Below are 19,429 nucleotides of genomic sequence, written 5' to 3'. Positions count from 1 at the left end.
CTCAGCGACCCGAGGTGCTCGATATGGTGGCCCCGCCGGACAACGACGTGCTCTGGGCACGCGGCCTGCACTACTCCTACAGCGGTTCACCGGCCCTGACCGGTGTCTCCATCGGTGTCCGCGAGGGCGAGATCCTGGCCGTGACCGGGCCCCGCGGCGCCGGGAAGACCACACTCCTCAAATGCCTGTCGGGCCAGCTCCTCGCGGACCCCGGCGAGGTGTGGTTCAACAGCGCCCCCGTGCACACCCTCTCCCGCGCGGCCCGCGAGCGGCTGCGCCGCGAGCGCTTCGGCTGGATCGACAGCCGGCCGCACCTGGTGCCGGAGCTGACCGGCTGGGAGAACACCGCCCTGCCGCTGCTGGTGCGCGGCACCACCCACAAGTCCGCCAAGCAGACCGCCACCGAATGGCTCGAACGCCTGGACGTCGGCGACTGCGCCCGCAAACGACCCGGCGCGCTCACCCAGGCCCAGCGCCAGCGCGTCGCCATCGCCCGCGCCCTGGCCGCCGAGCCCACCGTGGTCTTCGCGGACGAACCCACCGCGCCCCTCCACCAGGCCGACCACGCCCAGGTGCTCCGCACCCTCACCACGGCGGCCCGCTCCCACCAGATCACCGTCGTGCTGGCCACCCTCGACGAGGAGAGCGCCGCCCTCGCCGACCGCACCGTCACCCTCGTCGACGGCCGCCGGGGCGGAGCCATCCCGGCCCCCGACGCGTCCGAGGGAGAGGGCAGGGCCGCGTGCTCAGTCTCCGCCTAGCGCGCGGCGCGCACCCCCTCGTCCTGCTGCGGCGCCTGCTGGTCGCCGTCGCCTCGGCCGGGGTCGGCTTCCTCCTCCTGTGCAGCCTCGGCTACGCGGTGGCCCACCCCAAGGCCCCGCAGGAGTCGCTCGTCCGGCTGATCTGGTGCGCCGCGCCGCTCGCCGCCGTCGTGCAGTTCGCGGTGGCCGTCGCCCGCAACGACCCCGCCACCCGGCCCCGCGACGGCCTCGACGCCATCGGCTTCGGCCCCCTGCGCCTGTCGCTCCTCGCCGCCACCTCCACGGCCCTCTCCTGCGGCCTGGGCAGCGTCGCGGCGCTGCTGGTCTACCTGGAACTGCGCGGCGACCTCGGCGGCACTCCGGCCGGCGGCGCCGCCGCCGGACTGCTGGACGGCCGGACCGCCCTGCCGTGGGGAGCCACGCTGACGCTGTTGGGGCTGCTCCCGGCGCTGTCGGCGGGCGCGTGCGCCATCGCACTGCGCCCGCGCGGGAAGCGCGGGGCGGGCGTACGGGGCGCGACGGAGGCGGCCGACGACGCCGCCACCGCCGACCGGCCCTCCCGGGCCGCCTACGCCGGCCTGCCCTGGGGCGTCTCGATCATCGCCTGCGGCCTCGCCCTGGAGGCGTACGTCGGCCGGGGCACCGCCCCCGCGCCCGGCTCGCTGCTGGCCCTGCCCGGCCAGGACGGCGGCGCCTCCCCGGGCCTGCTGGGCGGCTGGCTGCTCGCCTCCCTGGGACTGGTGCTGGCCGGCCCCGGGCTCACCCACTGGTGCGGGGTGCTGCTGGCGGCCGGTCGGCCCGGGGCGATGCGGCTGCTCGCCGGGCGGATACTGCAGGACGCGGCGACCCGCATCGGCCGGCCGCTCGGCGTACTGTGCGCGGTCGCCGCCGGGGCGCTGGCCGCCGTCGAGCTCTACGGGGCGGCCTGGGAGCGCTCGGGGCCCCGCCCCTTCGGCCCACTGACCGGCCTGGGCGCGGGCGTGGTGATGGCCTGTGTGACCGCCACGGCGATCACCGCGGCCCTCGACGCCCGGCAGGTGCGCTCCGACACCACCTCGGCCCTGCTGCGGCTGGGCGTCCCGGCCAAGCTGCTGCGCGGCGCCGCCGCGGTGCGCACGGTGGTGCTGCTGGCCGTCCTGGCCCCGCTGACCTGGGTGATCGCCGAACTGACGGCGCTTCCGCTGACCCGCTGACGGAACGGCCGCGGAGGGACCGTGACCGACAGCTCTTGACCAATCCTTGACCGAAGGCAACTTCGACGCCGAAAAGTACGTCTGCTACATACGTCTGCTTCACATGCACGACGGGTTATCAGGCGAACGGAGCTATCGGTGATCATCGGCCTTGTCACGGCTGTCGCGGCCTCGGTGTGTTACGGCACAGGTTCGGTCCTGCAAGCCGTGGGGTCGCGCAAATCGGCCCTCAGGGAGGCCGGCGATCCCTCCACCACGGCGGCCACCACCCAGCACGGCGGCCCGAGCCTGTCGTCCACCGCCAAGGCGGCGGTGACGTGGGAGTTCATGGTCGGCACGGTCCTGGACTTCGTGGGCTTCGCGCTCGGCGCCCTCGCCGCCCGGATGCTGCCGCTGTTCCTCTCCCAGACCGTCATCAGCGCCAACCTCATCGTCACCGCCCTGCTGAGCATCAAGCTGCTGGGCATACGACTGAACCGCAAGGAATGGGCGTCGATCGGCGTCGTCTGCTCCGCCCTGGTGCTGCTGGCCACCGCCGCCGGGCACGAGGGCAACGGCGACGCCGCCCGGTCCACCCACTGGTGGCTGCTGATCATCTCCGTCGTGCTGATGGGCGGTGGCTGGATCGCCGTCCACTTCCTCGGCTCCAAGGCCGCGATCCTCGCCGGTCTCCTCTCCGGCCTCGGCTTCGGCGCCATCGGCGTCGGCGTGCGCATCCTCGACGGCATCGACCCGTTCGACCTGCCGACCCTGATCGCCGATCCTGCGCTCTACGCGATCCTCATCTCCGGCGGCGTCGGCATGTACCTCCACACCGTCGCCCTGCAGATCGGCTCGGTCAACGGCGCCACCGCCGCCCTCGTGGTCGGCGAGACCGTCCTGCCCGGCATCATCGGCGTCCTGTGGCTCGGCGACGCCTCCCGCGCGGGCTTCGCCTGGATGGCCGTCCTCGGCTTCCTCCTGGCCGTGGCCGGCGCCGTGGCAGTGGCCTGGTTCGGCGAACCGGACAGCCATGCGGCTGGGCTTCCGGAGACGGAGAAGTCGGCACCGGAGCCGACGACCGTCTAGCCCGCGCTGACGCGTGGTGTCCTCAAACGCCGGACGGGCTGCCATCAGCCCGTCCGGCGTTTGAGGACCGGGGGTCCGGGGGGGGCGGAGCCCCCGGTTACGGGAAGGGGCGGGGTGGGGGAAGACTCACCCCAGCGCCACCACGTCGTCGCCCTCGAACACGACCCCCACCCGGTCCCCCACCGCCGGCGCCCCGGCCAACGCACAGGCCGCCTCAAGCTCCGGCCCACCCTCCGGCCGCAACCGCACCACCACGTGGTCCCCCCGGAACGTCCGGGCCCCGACCACACACGGCAGCCCGTCCACCACGTCGGTCAGCCGCACGCCCGCCGGCCGCACCAGCACCCGGCACTCCCCCTCCGCCGTTCCCGGCGGCACCGGCAGCTTCCCCCACGCGGTCTCCGCGAGGGAGCCCCGCACCGTCGCGGGTACGACGTTCTCGAACCCCAGGAACCGCGCCACGAACTCCGACGCCGGCCGCTGCCACACCTCCAGCGGCGTGCCCGCCTGGGCGATGCGACCGTCGCGCATCACCACCACCCGGTCGGCCAGCGCGAAGGCCTCGCCCTGGTCGTGGGTGACCGCCAGCACCGTGGTGCCCAGCCGCCCGAACAGGGCGCGCAGCTCGACGACCAGCCGCTCGCGCAGGCTCCGGTCGAGCTGGCCGAGCGGCTCGTCCAGCATCAGCAGCCGCGGCTCGGGCGCCAGGGCCCGGGCCAGGGCGACCCGCTGCTGCTCGCCGCCGGACAGCCGGGCCACCGAGCGCTTCTGGGCGCCCGGCAGGCCCACCAGCTCCAGCAGCTCGCCCACCCGGCGTTCCGTCTCCGCCCGTCCGGTGCCGCGCATGCGCAGCCCGAAGGCGACGTTGCCCGCCACGTCCCGCTGCGGGAAGAGCTGGTGATCCTGGAACATCAGGCCCACCCCGCGCCGGTGCGTGGGCACCCCGCCCTGGTCCCGGCCGGCGAGCAGCACCCGGCCGGCGTCCGCGTGCCGCAGGCCCGCGACGACCCGCAGCAGGGTGGACTTCCCGCTGCCGCTCGGCCCGAGCACGCACACGATCTCGTGTTCGGCGACCTCCAGGTCCACCGCGTCCAGCGCCGCGCGCTCGCCGAAGCGGACGGTCACCCCTTCGAGCCGAAGCATCAGAACTCTCCCGTACGGTCGGTGCGCACCCGCTCCAGCACCAGCAGCGCCGCGGCGCACACCAGCATCAGGACGGTGCTGAGGGCCATCGCCTGCCCGTAGTTCATCTCGCCGGGACGGCCCAGCAGCCGGGCCACGGCCACCGGCAGGGTGGGGCTGTCGGGGCGGGCGATGAAGACGGTCGCCCCGAACTCGCCGAGCGACACCGCGAAGGCGAAGCCCGCGGCGACCGCCAGGGCGCGGCCCACCAGCGGCAGGTCCACCTCGCGCCAGGCCCGCAGCGGCGACGCGCCGAGCACGGCCGCCGCCTCGCGCAGCCGGGCGTCCACCGCGCGGAGGACGGGCAGCATGGTCCGTACGACGAACGGGACGCCCACGAGCGCCTGGGCCAGCGGCACCAGGATCCAGGAGGTGCGCAGGTCCAGCGGGGGCTCGTCCAGGCTGATCAGGAAGCCGAAGCCGACGGTGACCGCCGAGGTGCCCAGCGGCAGCATCAGCAGCGCGTCGAAGCCCCGTACGAGGAGGCCCTCACGGCGGGTGAGGGCGGCCGCGGCCAGACCGCCGACGACGACCGCGATGGCGGTGGCGGCCAGCCCGTAGGTCACGGAGTTGCCGATCGCCTCCAGCGGGGCGACGACGAACGTGCCGCCGTTGTCGCCGGCCGAGGTCAGGGCGCGGTAGAAGGCCAGGCCGTAGCCGTCGGGCCCGTCGAGGGAGCGCAGGACGAGGACGACCAGGGGTGCCAGCAGGAGCAGCGCGACGACGAGCAGGACGGAGGCCAGCAGGGCCCACTGGGCGGCGCCGCGCGGCCGCCGGGCGGTGCCCGCCGCGTCGACCAGCCGCAGCGTCGCCTCGCGTCGGCGGACGGTCCGGGCGTGCACGGCCAGCAGCGCGGCCACGACCACGAACTGCACGAGGGTGAGGACGGCGGCCGTGGGGAGGTCCAGCAGCTGCGCGGTCTGCTGGTAGATCTCCACCTCCAGCGTCGCGTAGCGCGGGCCGCCGAGGATCTGGACGACGCCGAAGGAGGTGAAGGTGAACAGGAAGACCATCAGGGAGGCCGCGGCCACCGCCGGCGCCAGCGCCGGCAGGGTCACCTTCCGCCAGGCCGCGAGGCGCCCGGCGCCCAGCACGCGGGCCGCCTCCTCCTGGCGCGGGTCGAGCTGTGCCCACAGGCCGCCGACGGTCCGCACGACGACGGCGTAGTTGAAGAAGACGTGCGCGAGGAGGATCGCCCAGACGGTGGTGTCCAGGCGTACGCCCCACAGCTCGTCCAGCAGCCCGCCGCGCCCCACCAGGGCCAGGAACGCCGAGCCGGCGACGACGGTCGGCAGCACGAAGGGCACGGTGACGACGGCCCGCAGCAGGCGTCTGCCGGGGAAGTCATAGCGCGCGAGGACGTACGCGCCGGGGAGCGCGAGCAGGAGCGTGAGCGCGGTGGAGGCCGCCGCCTGCCAGGTGGTGAACCACAGGACGTGGCCGATGTGCGGGTCGGTGAGCACCTCCCCGACGCGGGAGAGCTGCCACTGCCCGCCGTCCTTCAGGCCCCGGCCGACGATCGAGGCGACCGGGTAGGCGAAGAAGAGCCCGAAGAAGGCGAGCGGCAGGGCCATCAGGGCCAGCCGTGTCGCCGTGCGCCGGGGGCCGCCGCCCGCGGGGGCGGCGGCGTCGCGCGGGGCCGTTCCGGCCTCGTCGGCCGCGTCGGCCGCTTCGGCTACTTCAGGACGAGCGAGGACCATTCCTTGACCCACTGGTCGCGGTTGGCGGCGATCTTCTCCGGGGCGAGCGTCCCGGGCTTGTCGATCCGCGCGCCGTACTTGGTGAAGACCTCGGGCAGGGCGGCGCCCTCGGTGACGGGGTTGACGAACATCTGGAGCGGCATGTCCTGCTGGAACTCCTTGCTCAGCAGGAAGTCCAGGAGGGCCTTGCCGCCCTCGGTGTTCTTCGCGCCCTTGAGGAGGCCGGCGAACTCGATCTGCCGGAAGCAGGTGCCGGTGGCGACGCCCGTCGGGCCCTCCTTGGGCTCCGGCTTCACGCCGAGCACCTCGGCGGGCGGGCTGGAGGCGTAGGAGACCACGAGGGGCTTGTCGCCCTTGGCCTTCCGCCCGGCGGCGGAGCCGGAGAAGCGGTCGTTGTAGGCCTGCTCCCAGCCGTCGACGACCTCGACGCCGTTCTCCTTCAGCTTCTTCCAGTAGTCCTTCCAGCCGTCGTCGCCGTACTGGGCGACGGTGGCGAGCTGGAAGGCCAGGCCCGGGGAGGAGGTGGCGGAGTTCTCGGTGACCAGGAGGTTCTTGTACTCCGGCTTGACCAGGTCGTCGAGGGAGCTCGGCGGGTCCAGCTTGTGGTCGGCGAAGTAGGCGCGGTCGTAGTTGACGCAGATGTCGCCGGTGTCGACGGGCGTGACGCGGTGCTCACCGGCATCCGCCCGGAAGCTCTTCGGCACCCGGTCCAGGCCCTTGGCCTCGTACGGCTCGAAGATCCCCTTGTCGAGGGCGCGCGACAGCAGGGTGTTGTCGACACCGAAGAAGACGTCGCCCTGCGGGTGGTTCTTGGAGAGGATCGCCTGATTGACGGCCCGGCCGGCGTCGCCGCTCTTGATGACCTTGACCTTGTACCCCGTGCGCGCGGTGAACTCCTTGAGCACCGCGTCGGAGGCCGCGAAGGAGTCGTGCGAGACCAGGGTGACGGTCTTGCTCTTCGACTCCCCCGCGCCCTTGTCGTCCTGGCTTCCGCAGGCCGCGAGGGCGGGCAGGCCGAGCGCGGCCACGGCGGCCGCGCCGACGGCACGCCGGAGGGTGGTGTTCATGGTGGTGCTGACTCCCTACGCCGGTACTAACCGGATCAGGTCCGAGGGTCTGCGGGCCGTGCCGCACTCTCAGCGCTTAGTGCGCTCCCCTGTCGGATTGTTCATTTGTACGAGGTGATGCAGGGGGACAGTATCAGCGCTCGGTGGCGGCGAGCTGTCCGCAGGCCCCGTCGATCTCCTGGCCGCGGGTGTCCCGCACGGTGACGGGCACGCCGTGCGCGGCGATGGCCGCGACGAAGGCGCGCTCGTCCTCGGGACGGGAGGCGGTCCACTTCGAGCCCGGGGTCGGGTTGAGCGGGATGAGGTTGACGTGCACCCGCTTGCCCTTGAGGAGGCGGCCGAGGAGGTCGCCGCGCCAGGCCTGGTCGTTGATGTCGCGGATCAGGGCGTACTCGATGGAGATCCGGCGCCCGGACTTCTCGGCGTACTCCCAGGCGGCGTCGAGGACCTCACGGACCTTCCAGCGGGTGTTGACCGGCACCAGGGTGTCGCGCAGCTCGTCGTCGGGGGCGTGCAGCGAGACGGCGAGGCGGCACTTGAAGCCCTCGTCCGCGAAGCGGTGCATGGCCGGGACGAGGCCGACGGTGGAGACGGTGATGCCGCGCTGCGACAGACCCAGGCCGTCCGGCTCGGGGTCGGTGAGACGGCGGATGGCGCCGACGACGCGCTTGTAGTTCGCGAGCGGCTCGCCCATGCCCATGAAGACGATGTTGGACAGCCGCGCGGGGCCGCCGGGCACCTCACCGTCGCGCAGGGCGCGCATGCCGTCCACGATCTGGTGGACGATCTCGGCGGTGGACAGGTTGCGGTCCAGGCCCGCCTGGCCGGTGGCGCAGAACGGGCAGTTCATGCCGCAGCCGGCCTGGGAGCTGATGCACATGGTGACCCGGTCGGGGTAGCGCATGAGCACGGACTCGACGAGCTTGCCGTCGTGGAGGCGCCACAGGGTCTTGCGGGTGGTGTCGTCGTCGCACGAGATGTGCCGCACGACGCTCATGAGCTCCGGCAGCAGCTCGCCCGCGAGCTTCTCGCGGGCGGCGGCCGGGATGTCCGTCCACTGCGCCGGGTCGTGCGCGTAGCGGGCGAAGTAGTGCTGGGACAGCTGCTTGGCGCGGAACGGCTTCTCGCCGATCGCGGCGACGGCCTCGCGGCGCTCGTCGGGGCTGAGGTCGGCGAGGTGCCGCGGCGGCAGCTTGGCCCCGCGGGGGGCGACGAACGTCAGTTCTCCAGGCGCGGGGGCCATGAGCGGAAACTCCTCAGTGCGACGAAAGCGGATGATCTCCGCTGTCGCGGAGCCGGCGGCAGGACGATGCCGGAACCCGGAGATCTCTCAGGGGCACCCACGGTCGCGGGGCCGGAAAAGGGCCCGTCGCGCGGCGACGAGCCCTTCCAGGGTACCTGGCGCCGGTCCGGACCGGCCGGGACCGGAACAGCGCCCGCTCCACGCCGGCCGGGACCGGCCGGCGCACGGCCTGCGCGGCGTGGCCTGTGCGGCGTGGCCTACGCGGAACCGACGAACGCCACCATGAGCAGCCACACCACCGGAGCGGTCGGCAACAGGGAGTCCAGCCGGTCCATGATCCCGCCGTGCCCCGGCAGCAGGGAGCCCATGTCCTTGATGCCCAGGTCCCGCTTGATCATCGACTCGCCGAGGTCGCCCAGCGTGGCGCTGACCGCGACCGCGAGGCCCAGCAGCAGGCCCTGCCACCACACGCCGTCGTCGATGAGGTACTGCATGCACAGCGCGCCCGCGACCATGGCGAACGCCACAGCGCCGAACAGGCCCTCGCGGGTCTTGCCCGGGCTGATGCGCGGGGCGAGCTTGTGCTTGCCGAAGCGCCAGCCCACCGCGTACGCGCCGGTGTCGCTGACCACCGTCAGGACGAGGAACGTCAGCACCCGCCAGGCGCCGTCCCCGGCGGCCAGCATCAGCGCCACGAAGGTGGCGAGGAAGGGCACGTAGAACGCCGCGAAGACGCCCGCCGTGACGTCCCTGAGGTAGTCGTCCGGCGGCTCGGTCATGCGCCACAGGAGGACGGCGAGCGCGGTGAAGGCCATGGCCACCCACGCGGCCTCGGCGCCGCTCGCGTAGCCCGCGACGATCATGGCGGCGCCGCCGATGGCGAGCGGCACCAGGGGAGCCCTGATGCCCTTGCGCTCGGCGAGCCGGGAGGTCAGCTCCCAGAGCCCGACCACCACGGCGACGACGATCACCCCGAGGAAGACGGGCTTGTAGACGAACAGGGAGGCGAGGATCACCGCGCCGAGGCCGACTCCGACCCCTATCGCGGCACGCAGATCCCGGCCCGCGCTCTTCTTCGCCTTGGCCCCCTGGGGGGCGGCAGGCTCCTGCGGCCGGATGTCGGGCTCCTGTTCATCGCGGAACAGGGGGCCACCGATGTGGGCGGCCCCCCGCTCACGGTCGGCACCGTCCTCCTGGTCTCCGCCAGCTCCGGGCACAATGGGCATGGGCCGAGTCTGCGCCGCGACACCCGCCTCGTGCACAGGACCCGCCGGTGGGGGCACCTCCCGGGGGTAACCGGGGGCGAGCTGCTGGTCGGTGGACCCCCAGTGGCCGGCGCGCGGCGGGGCTCCCCAGGATGCGTCGTTCATCAGACCTCGAGGAGCTCGGCTTCCTTGTGCTTGAGCAGCTCGTCCACCTGCGCGACGTACTTCGCGGTGGTGTCGTCGAGCTCCTTCTCGGCGCGGCGCACGTCGTCCTCGCCCGACTCCTTGTCCTTGACCAGCTTGTCGAGGAGGTCCTTCGCCTTGCGGCGGATGGAGCGGATCGAGACCTTGGCGTCCTCGGCCTTGGTCTTGGCGACCTTGACGTAGTCACGGCGGCGCTGCTCGGTCAGCTCCGGGAACGTCACCCGGATGATGCTGCCGTCGTTGCTCGGGTTGACGCCGAGGTCCGAGTCGCGGATGGCCTGCTCGATGTTGCGCAGCGCGCTCTTGTCGAACGGCGTGACCACGGCCATGCGGGGCTCGGGCACCGAGAACGACGCCAGCTGGTTGATGGGCGTCAGCGCGCCGTAGTAGTCGGCGACGATCTTGTTGAACATCGCCGGGTGCGCACGCCCGGTGCGGATCGCCGCGAAGTCCTCCTTGGCGACCACGACGGCCTTCTCCATCTTCTCCTCGGCCTCGAGGAGGATCTCTTCGATCACCACTTGCTCCTGGTGTTATCAGTAAGCAGAGCCTCGCCCCTGCGCGCGTCTTCTCCTGCACGGTGTCCGACCGGCAGGCAGTTGTCCATCCCCGTGCCGAGGTCTTCCCCCGGCACGGTGTTGCCGTCCGCCGGCGTCCGGGCGGGCGGACGCGGACGGCGTGCGGTTTGTCAGGCCCGCGTGCCCTGGTCGCTCACGAGCGTGCCGATCTTCTCACCCTTGACCGCACGCGCGATGTTGCCCGCGGCGAGCAGCTCGAAGACCAGGATCGGCAGCTTGTTGTCCATGCACAGGCTGATGGCGGTGGCGTCGGCGACCTTCAGGCCGCGGGCGAGCACCTCGCCGTACTCCAGGGCGTCGAACTTCACCGCGTCGGGGTTCTTCTTCGGGTCGGAGTCGTAGACCCCGTCGACGCCGTTCTTGCCCATGAGGATCGCCTCGGCGTGGATCTCCAGGGCGCGCTGGGCGGCGGTGGTGTCGGTGGAGAAGTAGGGCATGCCCATGCCGGCGCCGAAGATCACGACGCGGCCCTTCTCCAGGTGGCGCACGGCGCGCAGCGGGATGAACGGCTCGGCGACCTGGCCCATGGTGATACCGGTCTGGACCCGGGTCTCCACGCCTTCCTTGGACAGGAAGTCCTGGAGGGCGAGGCTGTTCATCACGGTGCCGAGCATGCCCATGTAGTCCGAGCGGGCCCGGTCCATGCCGCGCTGCTGGAGCTCGGCGCCACGGAAGAAGTTGCCGCCGCCGATGACGACGGCGATCTCGTAGCCCTCGCGGACCACGGCGGCGATCTCACGGGCGATGGCGTGCACGACATCGGGGTCGACACCGAGCCCGCCGCCACCGGCGAAGGCCTCACCTGACAGTTTCAGCAGGAACCGGCGCCGCTTGCCCGTCACGGCGCTGGTGTCGTCGGCGGCCTGCTTGGCGTCCGCACCCTGGTTCATTGCAGTTCTCCTCGTGCACATACGAAGAAGGCCATTGCCGGATGGATCCTTTCGGTTCCCTCTGCGGCAATGGCCTCCTCGTCACATCAGCGGCCGGCCGGTGGACGGTCGGCTGCGTACGACCCTAGCGGGTCGCGGGTCATTCGCTGCTGCCGACGGCTCAGGCGCCGACGCGGATGCGGGCGAAGCGCTTCAGCGTGACACCGGCCTCGTCCAGGATCTTCTGGACGGTCTTCTTGTTGTCCTTGGCGAACGCCTGGTCCAGCAGGACCTGCTCCTTGAAGAAGCCGGTGACGCGACCCTCGACGATCTTCGGCAGGGCGGCCTCGGGCTTGCCCTCCTCGCGAGCGGTGGCCTCGGCGACGCGACGCTCGTTCTCGACGACGTCGGCCGGGATGGCGTCACGGGAGAGGAACTTCGGCGCGAACGCGGCGATGTGCTGCGCGACGTCCTTGGCGACCTCGGCGTTGTCGCCGTCCAGCTCGACCAGGACACCGACCTGCGGGGGCAGGTCCGCGGCGGTGCGGTGCATGTAGGCGAAGACCTTGCCGTCGGCGAAGTGCGCGAAGCGGTCGACGACGATCTTCTCACCGAGGGTGGCGTTGGCCTCGTCCACGAACGCCTGGACGGTCTTGCCGGCCTCGATCTCGGAAGCCATCAGGGCCTCGACGTCGGCCGGGGCGACCTTGGCGATGTGGGCGGCCAGGGCGTCGGCGACGGCGATGAACTTCTCGCCCTTGGCGACGAAGTCCGTCTCGCACTTCAGCTCGACGATGACACCGGAGCCGTTGTCGTCGGCGATGACGGAGGCGACGGCGCCGTTCTCGGTGGTGCGGCTCTCGCGCTTGGCCACACCCTTCAGGCCCTTGACGCGAACGATCTCGACGGCCTTCTCGAGGTTGCCCTCGGCCTCGTCGAGCGCCTTCTTGCAGTCCATCATGCCGGCGCCGGTGAGCTCGCGGAGCTTCTTGACGTCAGCGGCGGTGTAGTTCGCCATCCTTGAATCCTTCTTCTGCACTACGCCCAGCCGGCCCCGTACGAGGCGCGGTCGGGCTCGTCCGTCTTGAGGTCACCACAGCTGCCGGTCCCCGTCCCGCTGACGGGGTCCGACAGTGGATCCACCGGGCGACGGCGGGGGCGTTTCACGCGCCCCCGCCGTGCACTACGGCTTGGGGCGTCAGGCCTGCTCGGCGTCGGCCGGCTTCTCGGCCTCGACGGCCTCGGCGGCCGGGGCGGCCTCGGCGGCCGGGGCCTCGGCGGCCTCGTCAGCCTTCTTCTCGCCCTCGAGCAGGTCGCGCTCCCACTCGGCCAGCGGCTCGCCCGCGGCCTTCTCGCCCTTGCCCTCACCGGCACCACCGGAGCGGGCGATGAGGCCCTCGGCGACGGCGTCGGCGATCACACGGGTGAGCAGGGTGACGGAGCGGATGGCGTCGTCGTTGCCCGGGATCTTGTAGTCGACCTCGTCGGGGTCGCAGTTGGTGTCGAGGATCGCGACGACCGGGATGCGCAGCTTGCGCGCCTCACCGACGGCGATGTGCTCCTTCTTGGTGTCCACGATCCAGACGGCGCTGGGCACCTTCTGCATCTCGCGGATACCGCCGAGGGTCTTCTCCAGCTTGGCCTTCTCGCGGGAGAGGACCAGGAGCTCCTTCTTGGTGAGGCCGGAGGCGGCCACGTCCTCGAAGTCGATGAGCTCGAGCTCCTTCAGGCGCTGGAGGCGCTTGTAGACGGTCGAGAAGTTGGTGAGCATGCCGCCCAGCCAGCGCTGGTTGACGTAGGGCATGCCGACACGGGTCGCCTGCTCGGCGATGGCCTCCTGGGCCTGCTTCTTCGTACCGACGAACATGATGGAGCCGCCGTGCGCGACGGTCTCCTTGACGAACTCGTAGGCGCGGTCGATGTACGACAGCGACTGGAGCAGGTCGATGATGTAGATGCCGTTGCGCTCCGTGAAGATGAAACGCTTCATCTTCGGGTTCCAACGACGGGTCTGGTGACCGAAGTGGACGCCGCTCTCCAGCAGCTCCCGCATCGTGACGACGGCCATGGCCGCGCTCCTTGAAATACTCGGTTCCACGACGGCCGGGCGGCCGCCGCTCCTGACGCCCCGACGCGCCTGCCGTGGACGATTTCCCGTACGAGAAGCCGTTCCGCGGACCGAGAGACACGGCCACCGGGCTGCCCGAGTGGGTCTGACGCGCCAGTGGCGGGGCGTGCGAAGTCGACCCGGTGACCCGGATCGCCAAGAGAAGTGTACGGGACCGGAGAAGCGGCGGGTGACGGCGTTGTGCACAACCCGCGAGTAGTCCACAGATCCTCGTCATGATCCGCACGTTCGGACACGCTCCGTCACCGTGGGGGCATGCGACGAACGGGTCCGGTCGCCCGGGCGCTCCTGCTGCGCGCCCTCGCGACCCTCATTCTCTGGTGTACGGGCGCCGCCGCGCCGGCGTTCGCCGACCCCGGTGACCGTGCGTGGCCGGTCGCGGGGGCGGCCGGGGCGCGCCGGCCGCCGGTGCTGCGCGCGTGGGAGCCCCCGCCGGCGCCCTGGGCGGCGGGGCACCGCGGCGTGGATCTGCGCGCGGGCCCGGGCCTGCCGGTGCGGGCGGCGGCCGCGGGGACGGTGTCCTTCGCGGGCACGGTGGCCGGGCGCGGGGTGCTGGTGGTGGAGCTGTCCGGCACGGGCGCGCCGCCCCTGCGGACGACCTACGAGCCGGTAAGGGCGGCGGTGCCGGTGGGGACACGGGTGACGGCCGGGCAGCCGGTGGGCGTCCTCCAGCCGGGCCCGTACCACTGCCCGGGCCCCTGCCTCCACTGGGGCCTACGGCGAGGGGACACCTATCTGGACCCACTCACCCTGCTGCCGCGCTGGATGCTGCGGGGCGGCCCGTCGCGTCTTCTGCCGGTGGAGGGGCGGCTGGGGAGGCGGGGCCGACGGGCGGTGGGGTCAGCCTCGGACGCCGCGCAGGGCCATCGTGACCGCGGCTTCGGTGATCCGGTCCGGTTCCTCAGCGGCGCCGAGCTCGATGCGGCGTACGGCGGCGTCGACGACGCCCTGGAGCAGCATGGCCGTCAGGCGCGGCTGCTCGTGGCCGAGGGCCATCAGGGCCTCGACGACCATCGCGATCAGTCCGCCGTGGGCGGCGCGGATCTTCTCACGGGCGCCCGCGTCGAGCTCGCCGGCGGAGATGGCGACGACGGCCCGGTGGCGGCGGTCGCCGACAAGCGTCAGCTGCTGCCGTACATAGGCCTCGATCTTGTCCTCGGGAGTGGCGGCCCGCTCCATGGCGGCCTCCACCTCGGCGGCCCAGACGGGGAAGTCGACGGCGCACAGCTCCTCGACGACGGCCGCGCGGGAGCGGAAGTACTCGTAGACCGAGGACCGCGCGAGTCCCGTGCGCTCGGCGAGGGCGGGGAAGGTCAGCGCCTCCGTACCGCCTTCGGACAGCAATGAGCGGGCGGCGTCCAAGAGGGCGTCGCGCTGCATCGTCCGGTGCTCGGCCACTGAGGCCGCTCGAATCCTGGGCACGGACCCACTGTACGGACAGGGTCGGCCCGCGACGACGCTGGAGGGACGATTCGGCGAACGGTTCCGCGACCGGGTTCAGCGGCCGACGTCCGCCAGCTTGGCCCGCAATTGGAGGACCGACTTGGTGTGGATCTGGCTCACCCGGCTCTCCGTGACGCCGAGGACGTGGCCGATCTCGGCCAGGGTGAGGCCCTCGTAGTAGTAGAGGGTGACGACGGTCTTCTCCCGGTCGGGCAGGGTGTTGATCGCGCGGGCCAGCAGCCGCCGGAGCTCGTGGTCCTCGGCGACCTCGACGGGGTCGTCGGCGGCGGTGTCCTCCAGGGTGTCCATCAGGCTCAGCCGGTCGCCGCCCTCGCCGCCCGCGTGGAGCAGCTCCTCCAGAGCCACCACGTTGGCCAGCGACAACTGGCTGAAGACCGCGTGCAGTTCCTCCAGGGAGATCTCCATCTCCGCGGCCACCTCGGCCTCGGAGGGTGTGCGTCGCAGGGCGGCCTCCAGGGTGGCGTAGGCGCGCTCGACGGCGCGCGCCTTCTGCCGGACCGAGCGGGGGATCCAGTCCAGGGCCCGCAGCTCGTCGATCATCGCGCCCCGGATGCGGGTGATCGCGTAGGTCTCGAACTTGATGGAGCGGGTGGGGTCGAACTTCTCGATGGCGTCGATGAGGCCGAAGATCCCGGAGGAGACGAAGTCGGCCTGTTCGACATTGGAGGGCAGGCCGACGCTGACCCGCCCGGCCACGTACTTCACCAGGGGCGAGTAGTGGAGGATCAACTGCTCCCGCAGCCGGTCGTCGCCCGAGGCCTTGTACGACCGCCACAGCTCGTCGAGCGTCGTGGGTGCGGGAGGGCGCACGGCGCCGCGCGCTGCGGGCGGTGCCGCCGCGCGGTCGGACCCGGAAGTGTGCTGGGGCATACGTCGTTCTGAGCCGTTCTGCTGTGACGTGGACCGGTTGGTACGAACGGATGGAATCCCGTGAGCGTAGCGTGACCGGAGCACTGCGGTGAGCGAGGAGACCCCTTCGGTGGACGCGGCGGCGCTGCGCGGTGCTCCGGGCGACGGCCGCCGGGCGCCCGGCGGCCCCGCGGAGCCCGCCGTATCGGCCACCGCGGTCGCCTCCTTAACCCTTTCACCCGATCACCCCAGGTCAAAGACCGCCTCGCCGCACAGGGGGGCGCCGTCCGGGGGGCTTGGGGGTGCCGGATGTTGACGAAGCGTCAGCGAGCTGCCAGCGATCGCCCCGGCGTTCCACGAATCCCAGTGCCTGCAACCCGTACAGCCCGGCGACCGTCCTCTCCCTGCTCATCCCGGCGTTTCGCGCGATGAGCACGGCGTCGCCGCCGCCCTGTCCGGGGACGGCCTCCAGGGCCCGACGGGCGGTCTCGTCCAGCAGGTCGCGGGCCACCACCGGGCCGTGCCGCTCCGGCGCGAGCTCGCCCATGCCGCCGACGAGCTCGGCGACCTCGTCGGCGTCGGTCACCACGCAGGCCCCCTCGCGCAGCAGTTCGTGCACCCCCGCCGAGAGGCCGGAGGTGACCGGCCCGGGCACCCCCATCGTGTGCCGGCCCAGCCGCCGCGCCCGGCGCGCCGTGACCAGCGCCCCGCTGCGGTACTCCGCCTCCACCACCACCGTCCCCCGCGTCAGCGCCGCGATGACGCGGTTGCGGAGCACGAAGCGGGCGCGCGTGGGATGCCCGCCCGGCGGCAGCTCCGCCACCACCAGCCCCTGCTCCGCGATCCGGCCGAGGAGCTCGGCGTGCCCGCGCGGATAGGGCACGTCGACCCCGCAGGCCAGCACCGCCGTCGTCGCCCCGCCCGCGGCGAGCGCCCCGCGGTGCGCGGCCCCGTCGACCCCGTACGCGGCGCCGGAGACCACCACCCAGCCGCGCTCCGCGAGCCCCGAGCCGAGCAGGGAGGCGACGTAGGAGCCGTAGTCGGTGCAGGCCCGGGCGCCCACCACGGCCACGGACCGCAGGGCCCAGAGCCGGAGGCTGGGCCCGCCGCGCACCCACAGGCCGACGGGCCGGGCGTCCCCCAGGTCGTCCAGCTGCCCGGGCCACTCGGGATCGCCCGGGCACACGAAGCGACCGCCGAGCCGGTCCACGGCCGCCAGGTCGGCGGCCGGGTCGCGGGCGGCGGCGCGCGCCCGGCACCCGGCGAGCCGGTCGGCGCCCGCGCCCTCCGGCGGCGGCCCGGCCCCGGTCAGCCCCCGCACCAGCGCCACCGCCCCCATCTCCCGCAACCACCGGCCCACGTGCTCGTCGCCGGGCTCGGTCAGCCCGGTGAGCGCGGCCCGCGCCAGCCGCTCCTCCGGGCCCGGCCCCGTCACGGCAGGCTCCCGGCCCGGACCGCGCCGCGCAGCACACCCGTGCGCAGCTCCAGCGCCTGCACGACGTCCTCGGCGTCCGGCCGGTCGTGCCCGGCGAGGTCGGCCAGGGTCCAGGCGACGCGCAGCACCCGGTCGAGCCCCCGGGCCGTCAGGAACCCCCGCTCCATGTCCCGTTCGGCCTCGGCCAGCGCCTCCGGGGCGGCTCTGAAGCGGGTGCGCAGCTCATGGCCCGGGACGTCGCTGTTGGCGCACCAGGGTGTGCCGGCGTAGCGCTCGGCGGCCCGCGCCCGGGCGACGCGCACCCGCGCCGCGACCTCGGCACTGCTCTCGGCCGGCGGCGCGGCCGACGTCAGCTCGGAGCGGGCGACCGGCTCGACCCGCACCCTGAGGTCGACGCGGTCCATCAGCGGGCCCGACAGCCGGCCCAGATAGCGCCGGACCGCCTGCGGCGGGCACTCGCAGCCGTCGCCGGTCATGCCGTGCCGGCCGCAGGGGCACGGGTTGGCCGCGAGCACCAGCAGGAAGGCGGCGGGCAGCCGCATCATCCCGCCGGACCGGGCGACCACCACGTGCCCCGATTCCAGGGGCTGCCGCAGCGCGTCCAGGACCCGCCCGGAGAACTCGGGCGCCTCGTCCAGAAAAAGCACTCCACGGTGCGCCAGCGACACAGCGCCTGGGCGGGGCTGCCCCGACCCGCCGCCGACGAGCGCGGGCATGGAGGCGGAGTGGTGGGGCGCGCAGTAGGGCGGGCGGTCGATCAGCGGCTGCCCGGTGGGAAGGACTCCGGCCACCGAATGGACCGCCGTGACCTCCAGGGACTCCTGCGGCGTGAGGGGCGGCAGGAGCCCGGGCAGCCGCTCGGCCAGGAGCGTCTTGCCGGCCCCGGGCGGGCCCAGGAGGGAGAGATGGTGCCGCCCGGCGGCGGCCACCTCCAGCGCCCGGCGCGCCCTGGCCTGCCCGGCGACCTCGGCCAGGTCGGGCGGCCGCTCACCGGGCCGCGCCCCGGCGAACGGCGCGGCACCGGGCATCACCAGCCCCGCCAGCGCCGGGTCGGGCCGCCCGTCCCCAGGCGGATCCTCGTCCTCCTCGGGCACCGGCTCGTCGGCCAGCACCGCGACCAGCTGCCGGAGGCTGCGCACCCCCAGGACCGAGACGCCCGGGACCAGCGCCGCCTCCGCCGCCGTGCGCTCGGGGACGACCACCTGGCGGTACCCGGCGTCGGCGGCGGCCAGGACCGCGGGAAGGACGCCCCGCACCGGGCGGACCCGGCCGTCCAGTCCCAGCTCGCCGATCATCACCAGATCGGCGATCGAGGAGGGCGCGATCCGCTCCGCCGCCGCCAGGACCGCGCAGGCCACGGCCAGGTCGAAGCCGCTGCCGCCCTTGGGGACGGAGGCCGGGCTCAGGCCCACCGTCAGCTTCTTCTGCGGCCATTCGCCGCCGGAGTTCACCACCGCCGCCCGGACCCGGTCGCGGCTCTCGCTCAGGCTCTTGTCGGGCAGCCCCACCAGGGTGAACGCGGCGACGCCCGGCTCCAGGCCGGCCTGGACCTCGACCACCACGCCCTCGACCCCGGTCAGCGCCACCGAGCACGTCCGCGCGAAGCCCATCACGCCACCCCCTTGACGTGCTCCACCACGGGCGCGCCGCGGCCGGGGAGGACCACACCCACCAGGTCGATGCGCACCCCGCCCGGCGGGGCGCCGCCGTACCGCTCCAGCCAGCGGCCCGCCAGCAGGCGCAGTCGCGCGGCCTTGCCGGCCCGGACCGCGGCCATCGGATGTTCGAACGGCCCCTCACGCCGGGCCTTGACCTCGCAGACGACCAGGGTGTCGCCGTCCGCGGCCACGATGTCGATCTCGCCGTCCCGGCACCGCCAATTGCGGGCCAGCACGGTCATCCCGGCCTCGGTCAGCCGGCGCGCGGCCAGCTCCTCCCCGTACCGGCCGAGTCCCCCTCGGGCGTTCATCGGCACCACCTCCGGCACCGACTCTGCCGCCCCGCGCCCCGGCTGTGGGATCTTGGTGGACAACCGGCCCGATGTGGACAACCTCGCCACCCGAAGGTGGCCCTCCGCCCGGCCGGGGGGCGCCCGATCAGATCCCCGGAGCAGGTCCCCGGATCAGGTCCCCGGATCAGGTCCCCGGAAGGTCCAGATCCGTCTTGTTGAGCTCCTCGATGTTCACGTCCTTGAACGTGAGCACCCGCACCTGCTTCACGAAGCGCGCGGGACGGTACATGTCCCACACCCAGGCGTCCGCCATCGAGACCTCGAAGAAGACCTCGCCCTGCACGGAGTGCACCTGCATCTCGTAATCGTTGGTGAGGTAGAAGCGCCGCTCGGTCTCGATCACGTATTTGAACAGACCGACGACGTCGCGGTACTCCCGGTAGAGCTTCAGCTCCATCTCGGTCTCGTACTTCTCGAGGTCCTCGGCGCTCATGGCATGTTCCCCTTCAGCCGTGCGTCCCCCCATTGTGCG

The 19,429-nt window shown here is 73.0% G+C and carries 18 protein-coding genes, 1 pseudogene and 1 riboswitch; of the genes and pseudogenes, 4 read left to right on the top strand and 15 right to left on the bottom strand.

What is annotated here, in order from left to right:
• Window positions 1–23 precede the first annotated feature (23 nt).
• The 3 genes from AC07BS_RS21530 to AC07BS_RS21520 all read left to right on the top strand — a co-directional run bounded on the left by AC07BS_RS21530 (window position 24) and on the right by AC07BS_RS21520 (window position 3,022).
• Window positions 24–761, top strand: a complete 738-nt coding sequence (locus AC07BS_RS21530; RefSeq protein ID WP_478650272.1) for an ABC transporter ATP-binding protein — start codon at window positions 24–26, stop codon at window positions 759–761.
• Window positions 743–1,954, top strand: coding sequence for a hypothetical protein (locus tag AC07BS_RS21525; RefSeq protein WP_478933837.1), 1,212 nt, complete (start codon window positions 743–745; stop codon window positions 1,952–1,954). The genes AC07BS_RS21530 and AC07BS_RS21525 overlap by 19 nt, the downstream gene beginning before the upstream one ends.
• A 138-nt stretch (window positions 1,955–2,092) precedes the next feature.
• A complete protein-coding gene (locus AC07BS_RS21520; RefSeq protein ID WP_478650268.1) occupies window positions 2,093–3,022 on the top strand; it encodes a hypothetical protein in 930 nt (309 codons plus the stop codon).
• Between the two features lie 126 nt (window positions 3,023–3,148).
• On the opposite strand, the gene AC07BS_RS21515 is transcribed toward AC07BS_RS21520, so the two are convergent.
• The 9 genes from AC07BS_RS21515 to rpsB all read right to left on the bottom strand — a co-directional run bounded on the left by AC07BS_RS21515 (window position 3,149) and on the right by rpsB (window position 13,138).
• Window positions 3,149–4,165 (bottom strand): ABC transporter ATP-binding protein, encoded by a 1,017-nt coding sequence (locus AC07BS_RS21515; protein ID WP_478933835.1) that lies wholly within the window; start codon window positions 4,163–4,165, stop codon window positions 3,149–3,151.
• Window positions 4,165–5,778: an ABC transporter permease gene (locus AC07BS_RS21510; protein WP_478933897.1), complete on the bottom strand. Its 1,614-nt coding sequence runs from the start codon at window positions 5,776–5,778 to the stop codon at window positions 4,165–4,167. The genes AC07BS_RS21515 and AC07BS_RS21510 overlap by 1 nt, the downstream gene beginning before the upstream one ends.
• Before the next feature lie 101 nt (window positions 5,779–5,879).
• The gene (locus AC07BS_RS21505) at window positions 5,880–6,971 is read right to left on the bottom strand and encodes a thiamine ABC transporter substrate-binding protein (RefSeq protein ID WP_478650264.1); all 1,092 of its coding nucleotides are present in this window, start codon (window positions 6,969–6,971) and stop codon (window positions 5,880–5,882) included.
• A riboswitch (TPP riboswitch) is annotated at window positions 6,967–7,072 on the bottom strand. (Overlaps the previous gene by 5 nt.)
• A 32-nt stretch (window positions 7,073–7,104) precedes the next feature.
• Window positions 7,105–8,214, bottom strand: coding sequence for a dual-specificity RNA methyltransferase RlmN (rlmN, locus tag AC07BS_RS21500; protein ID WP_478650262.1), 1,110 nt, complete (start codon window positions 8,212–8,214; stop codon window positions 7,105–7,107).
• 257 nt (window positions 8,215–8,471) lie between these two features.
• On the bottom strand, window positions 8,472–9,584 hold the full coding sequence (locus tag AC07BS_RS21495; protein WP_478650260.1) for a phosphatidate cytidylyltransferase: 1,113 nt from the start codon (window positions 9,582–9,584) through the stop codon (window positions 8,472–8,474).
• Window positions 9,584–10,141, bottom strand: a complete 558-nt coding sequence (gene frr, locus AC07BS_RS21490; protein ID WP_478650258.1) for a ribosome recycling factor — start codon at window positions 10,139–10,141, stop codon at window positions 9,584–9,586. The genes AC07BS_RS21495 and frr overlap by 1 nt, the downstream gene beginning before the upstream one ends.
• Before the next feature lie 170 nt (window positions 10,142–10,311).
• Window positions 10,312–11,091: a UMP kinase gene (gene pyrH / locus AC07BS_RS21485; protein WP_478650256.1), complete on the bottom strand. Its 780-nt coding sequence runs from the start codon at window positions 11,089–11,091 to the stop codon at window positions 10,312–10,314.
• A 160-nt stretch (window positions 11,092–11,251) separates the two neighbouring features.
• Window positions 11,252–12,088 (bottom strand): translation elongation factor Ts, encoded by an 837-nt coding sequence (gene tsf / locus AC07BS_RS21480; protein WP_478650254.1) that lies wholly within the window; start codon window positions 12,086–12,088, stop codon window positions 11,252–11,254.
• Window positions 12,089–12,268: 180 nt separating this feature from the next.
• Window positions 12,269–13,138 (bottom strand): 30S ribosomal protein S2, encoded by an 870-nt coding sequence (rpsB, locus tag AC07BS_RS21475; protein WP_478650252.1) that lies wholly within the window; start codon window positions 13,136–13,138, stop codon window positions 12,269–12,271.
• Between the two features lie 315 nt (window positions 13,139–13,453).
• Between rpsB and AC07BS_RS21470 the strand changes: the two are divergent.
• A pseudogene (locus AC07BS_RS21470) lies at window positions 13,454–13,882 on the top strand (peptidoglycan DD-metalloendopeptidase family protein); the annotation flags it as partial.
• A 156-nt stretch (window positions 13,883–14,038) separates the two neighbouring features.
• Here AC07BS_RS21470 and AC07BS_RS21465 read toward each other — a convergent pair.
• The 6 genes from AC07BS_RS21465 to AC07BS_RS21440 all read right to left on the bottom strand — a co-directional run bounded on the left by AC07BS_RS21465 (window position 14,039) and on the right by AC07BS_RS21440 (window position 19,390).
• A complete protein-coding gene (locus tag AC07BS_RS21465) occupies window positions 14,039–14,596 on the bottom strand; it encodes a TetR/AcrR family transcriptional regulator (RefSeq protein WP_478650389.1) in 558 nt (185 codons plus the stop codon).
• Window positions 14,597–14,695: 99 nt separating this feature from the next.
• On the bottom strand, window positions 14,696–15,532 hold the full coding sequence (whiG, locus tag AC07BS_RS21460; protein ID WP_478650250.1) for an RNA polymerase sigma factor WhiG: 837 nt from the start codon (window positions 15,530–15,532) through the stop codon (window positions 14,696–14,698).
• Window positions 15,533–15,764: 232 nt separating this feature from the next.
• Window positions 15,765–16,946 (bottom strand): DNA-processing protein DprA, encoded by a 1,182-nt coding sequence (gene dprA / locus AC07BS_RS21455; RefSeq protein ID WP_478650248.1) that lies wholly within the window; start codon window positions 16,944–16,946, stop codon window positions 15,765–15,767.
• Window positions 16,943–18,556 carry a YifB family Mg chelatase-like AAA ATPase gene (locus AC07BS_RS21450; RefSeq protein WP_478933895.1) on the bottom strand — a complete coding sequence of 538 codons (1,614 nt, stop codon included), beginning with the start codon at window positions 18,554–18,556 and terminating at the stop codon, window positions 16,943–16,945. The genes dprA and AC07BS_RS21450 overlap by 4 nt, the downstream gene beginning before the upstream one ends.
• Window positions 18,556–18,915: a YraN family protein gene (locus tag AC07BS_RS21445; protein WP_478650246.1), complete on the bottom strand. Its 360-nt coding sequence runs from the start codon at window positions 18,913–18,915 to the stop codon at window positions 18,556–18,558. The genes AC07BS_RS21450 and AC07BS_RS21445 overlap by 1 nt, the downstream gene beginning before the upstream one ends.
• A gap of 166 nt (window positions 18,916–19,081) precedes the next feature.
• Window positions 19,082–19,390 carry a DUF2469 domain-containing protein gene (locus AC07BS_RS21440; protein WP_126916304.1) on the bottom strand — a complete coding sequence of 103 codons (309 nt, stop codon included), beginning with the start codon at window positions 19,388–19,390 and terminating at the stop codon, window positions 19,082–19,084.
• Between the last annotated feature and the right edge of the window lie 39 nt (window positions 19,391–19,429).

Source organism: Streptomyces sp. NPDC044063 (assembly GCF_056434285.1).
Note: the sequence above shows the minus strand (reverse complement) of the source record. Positions and strands in the feature narration are given on the sequence as shown.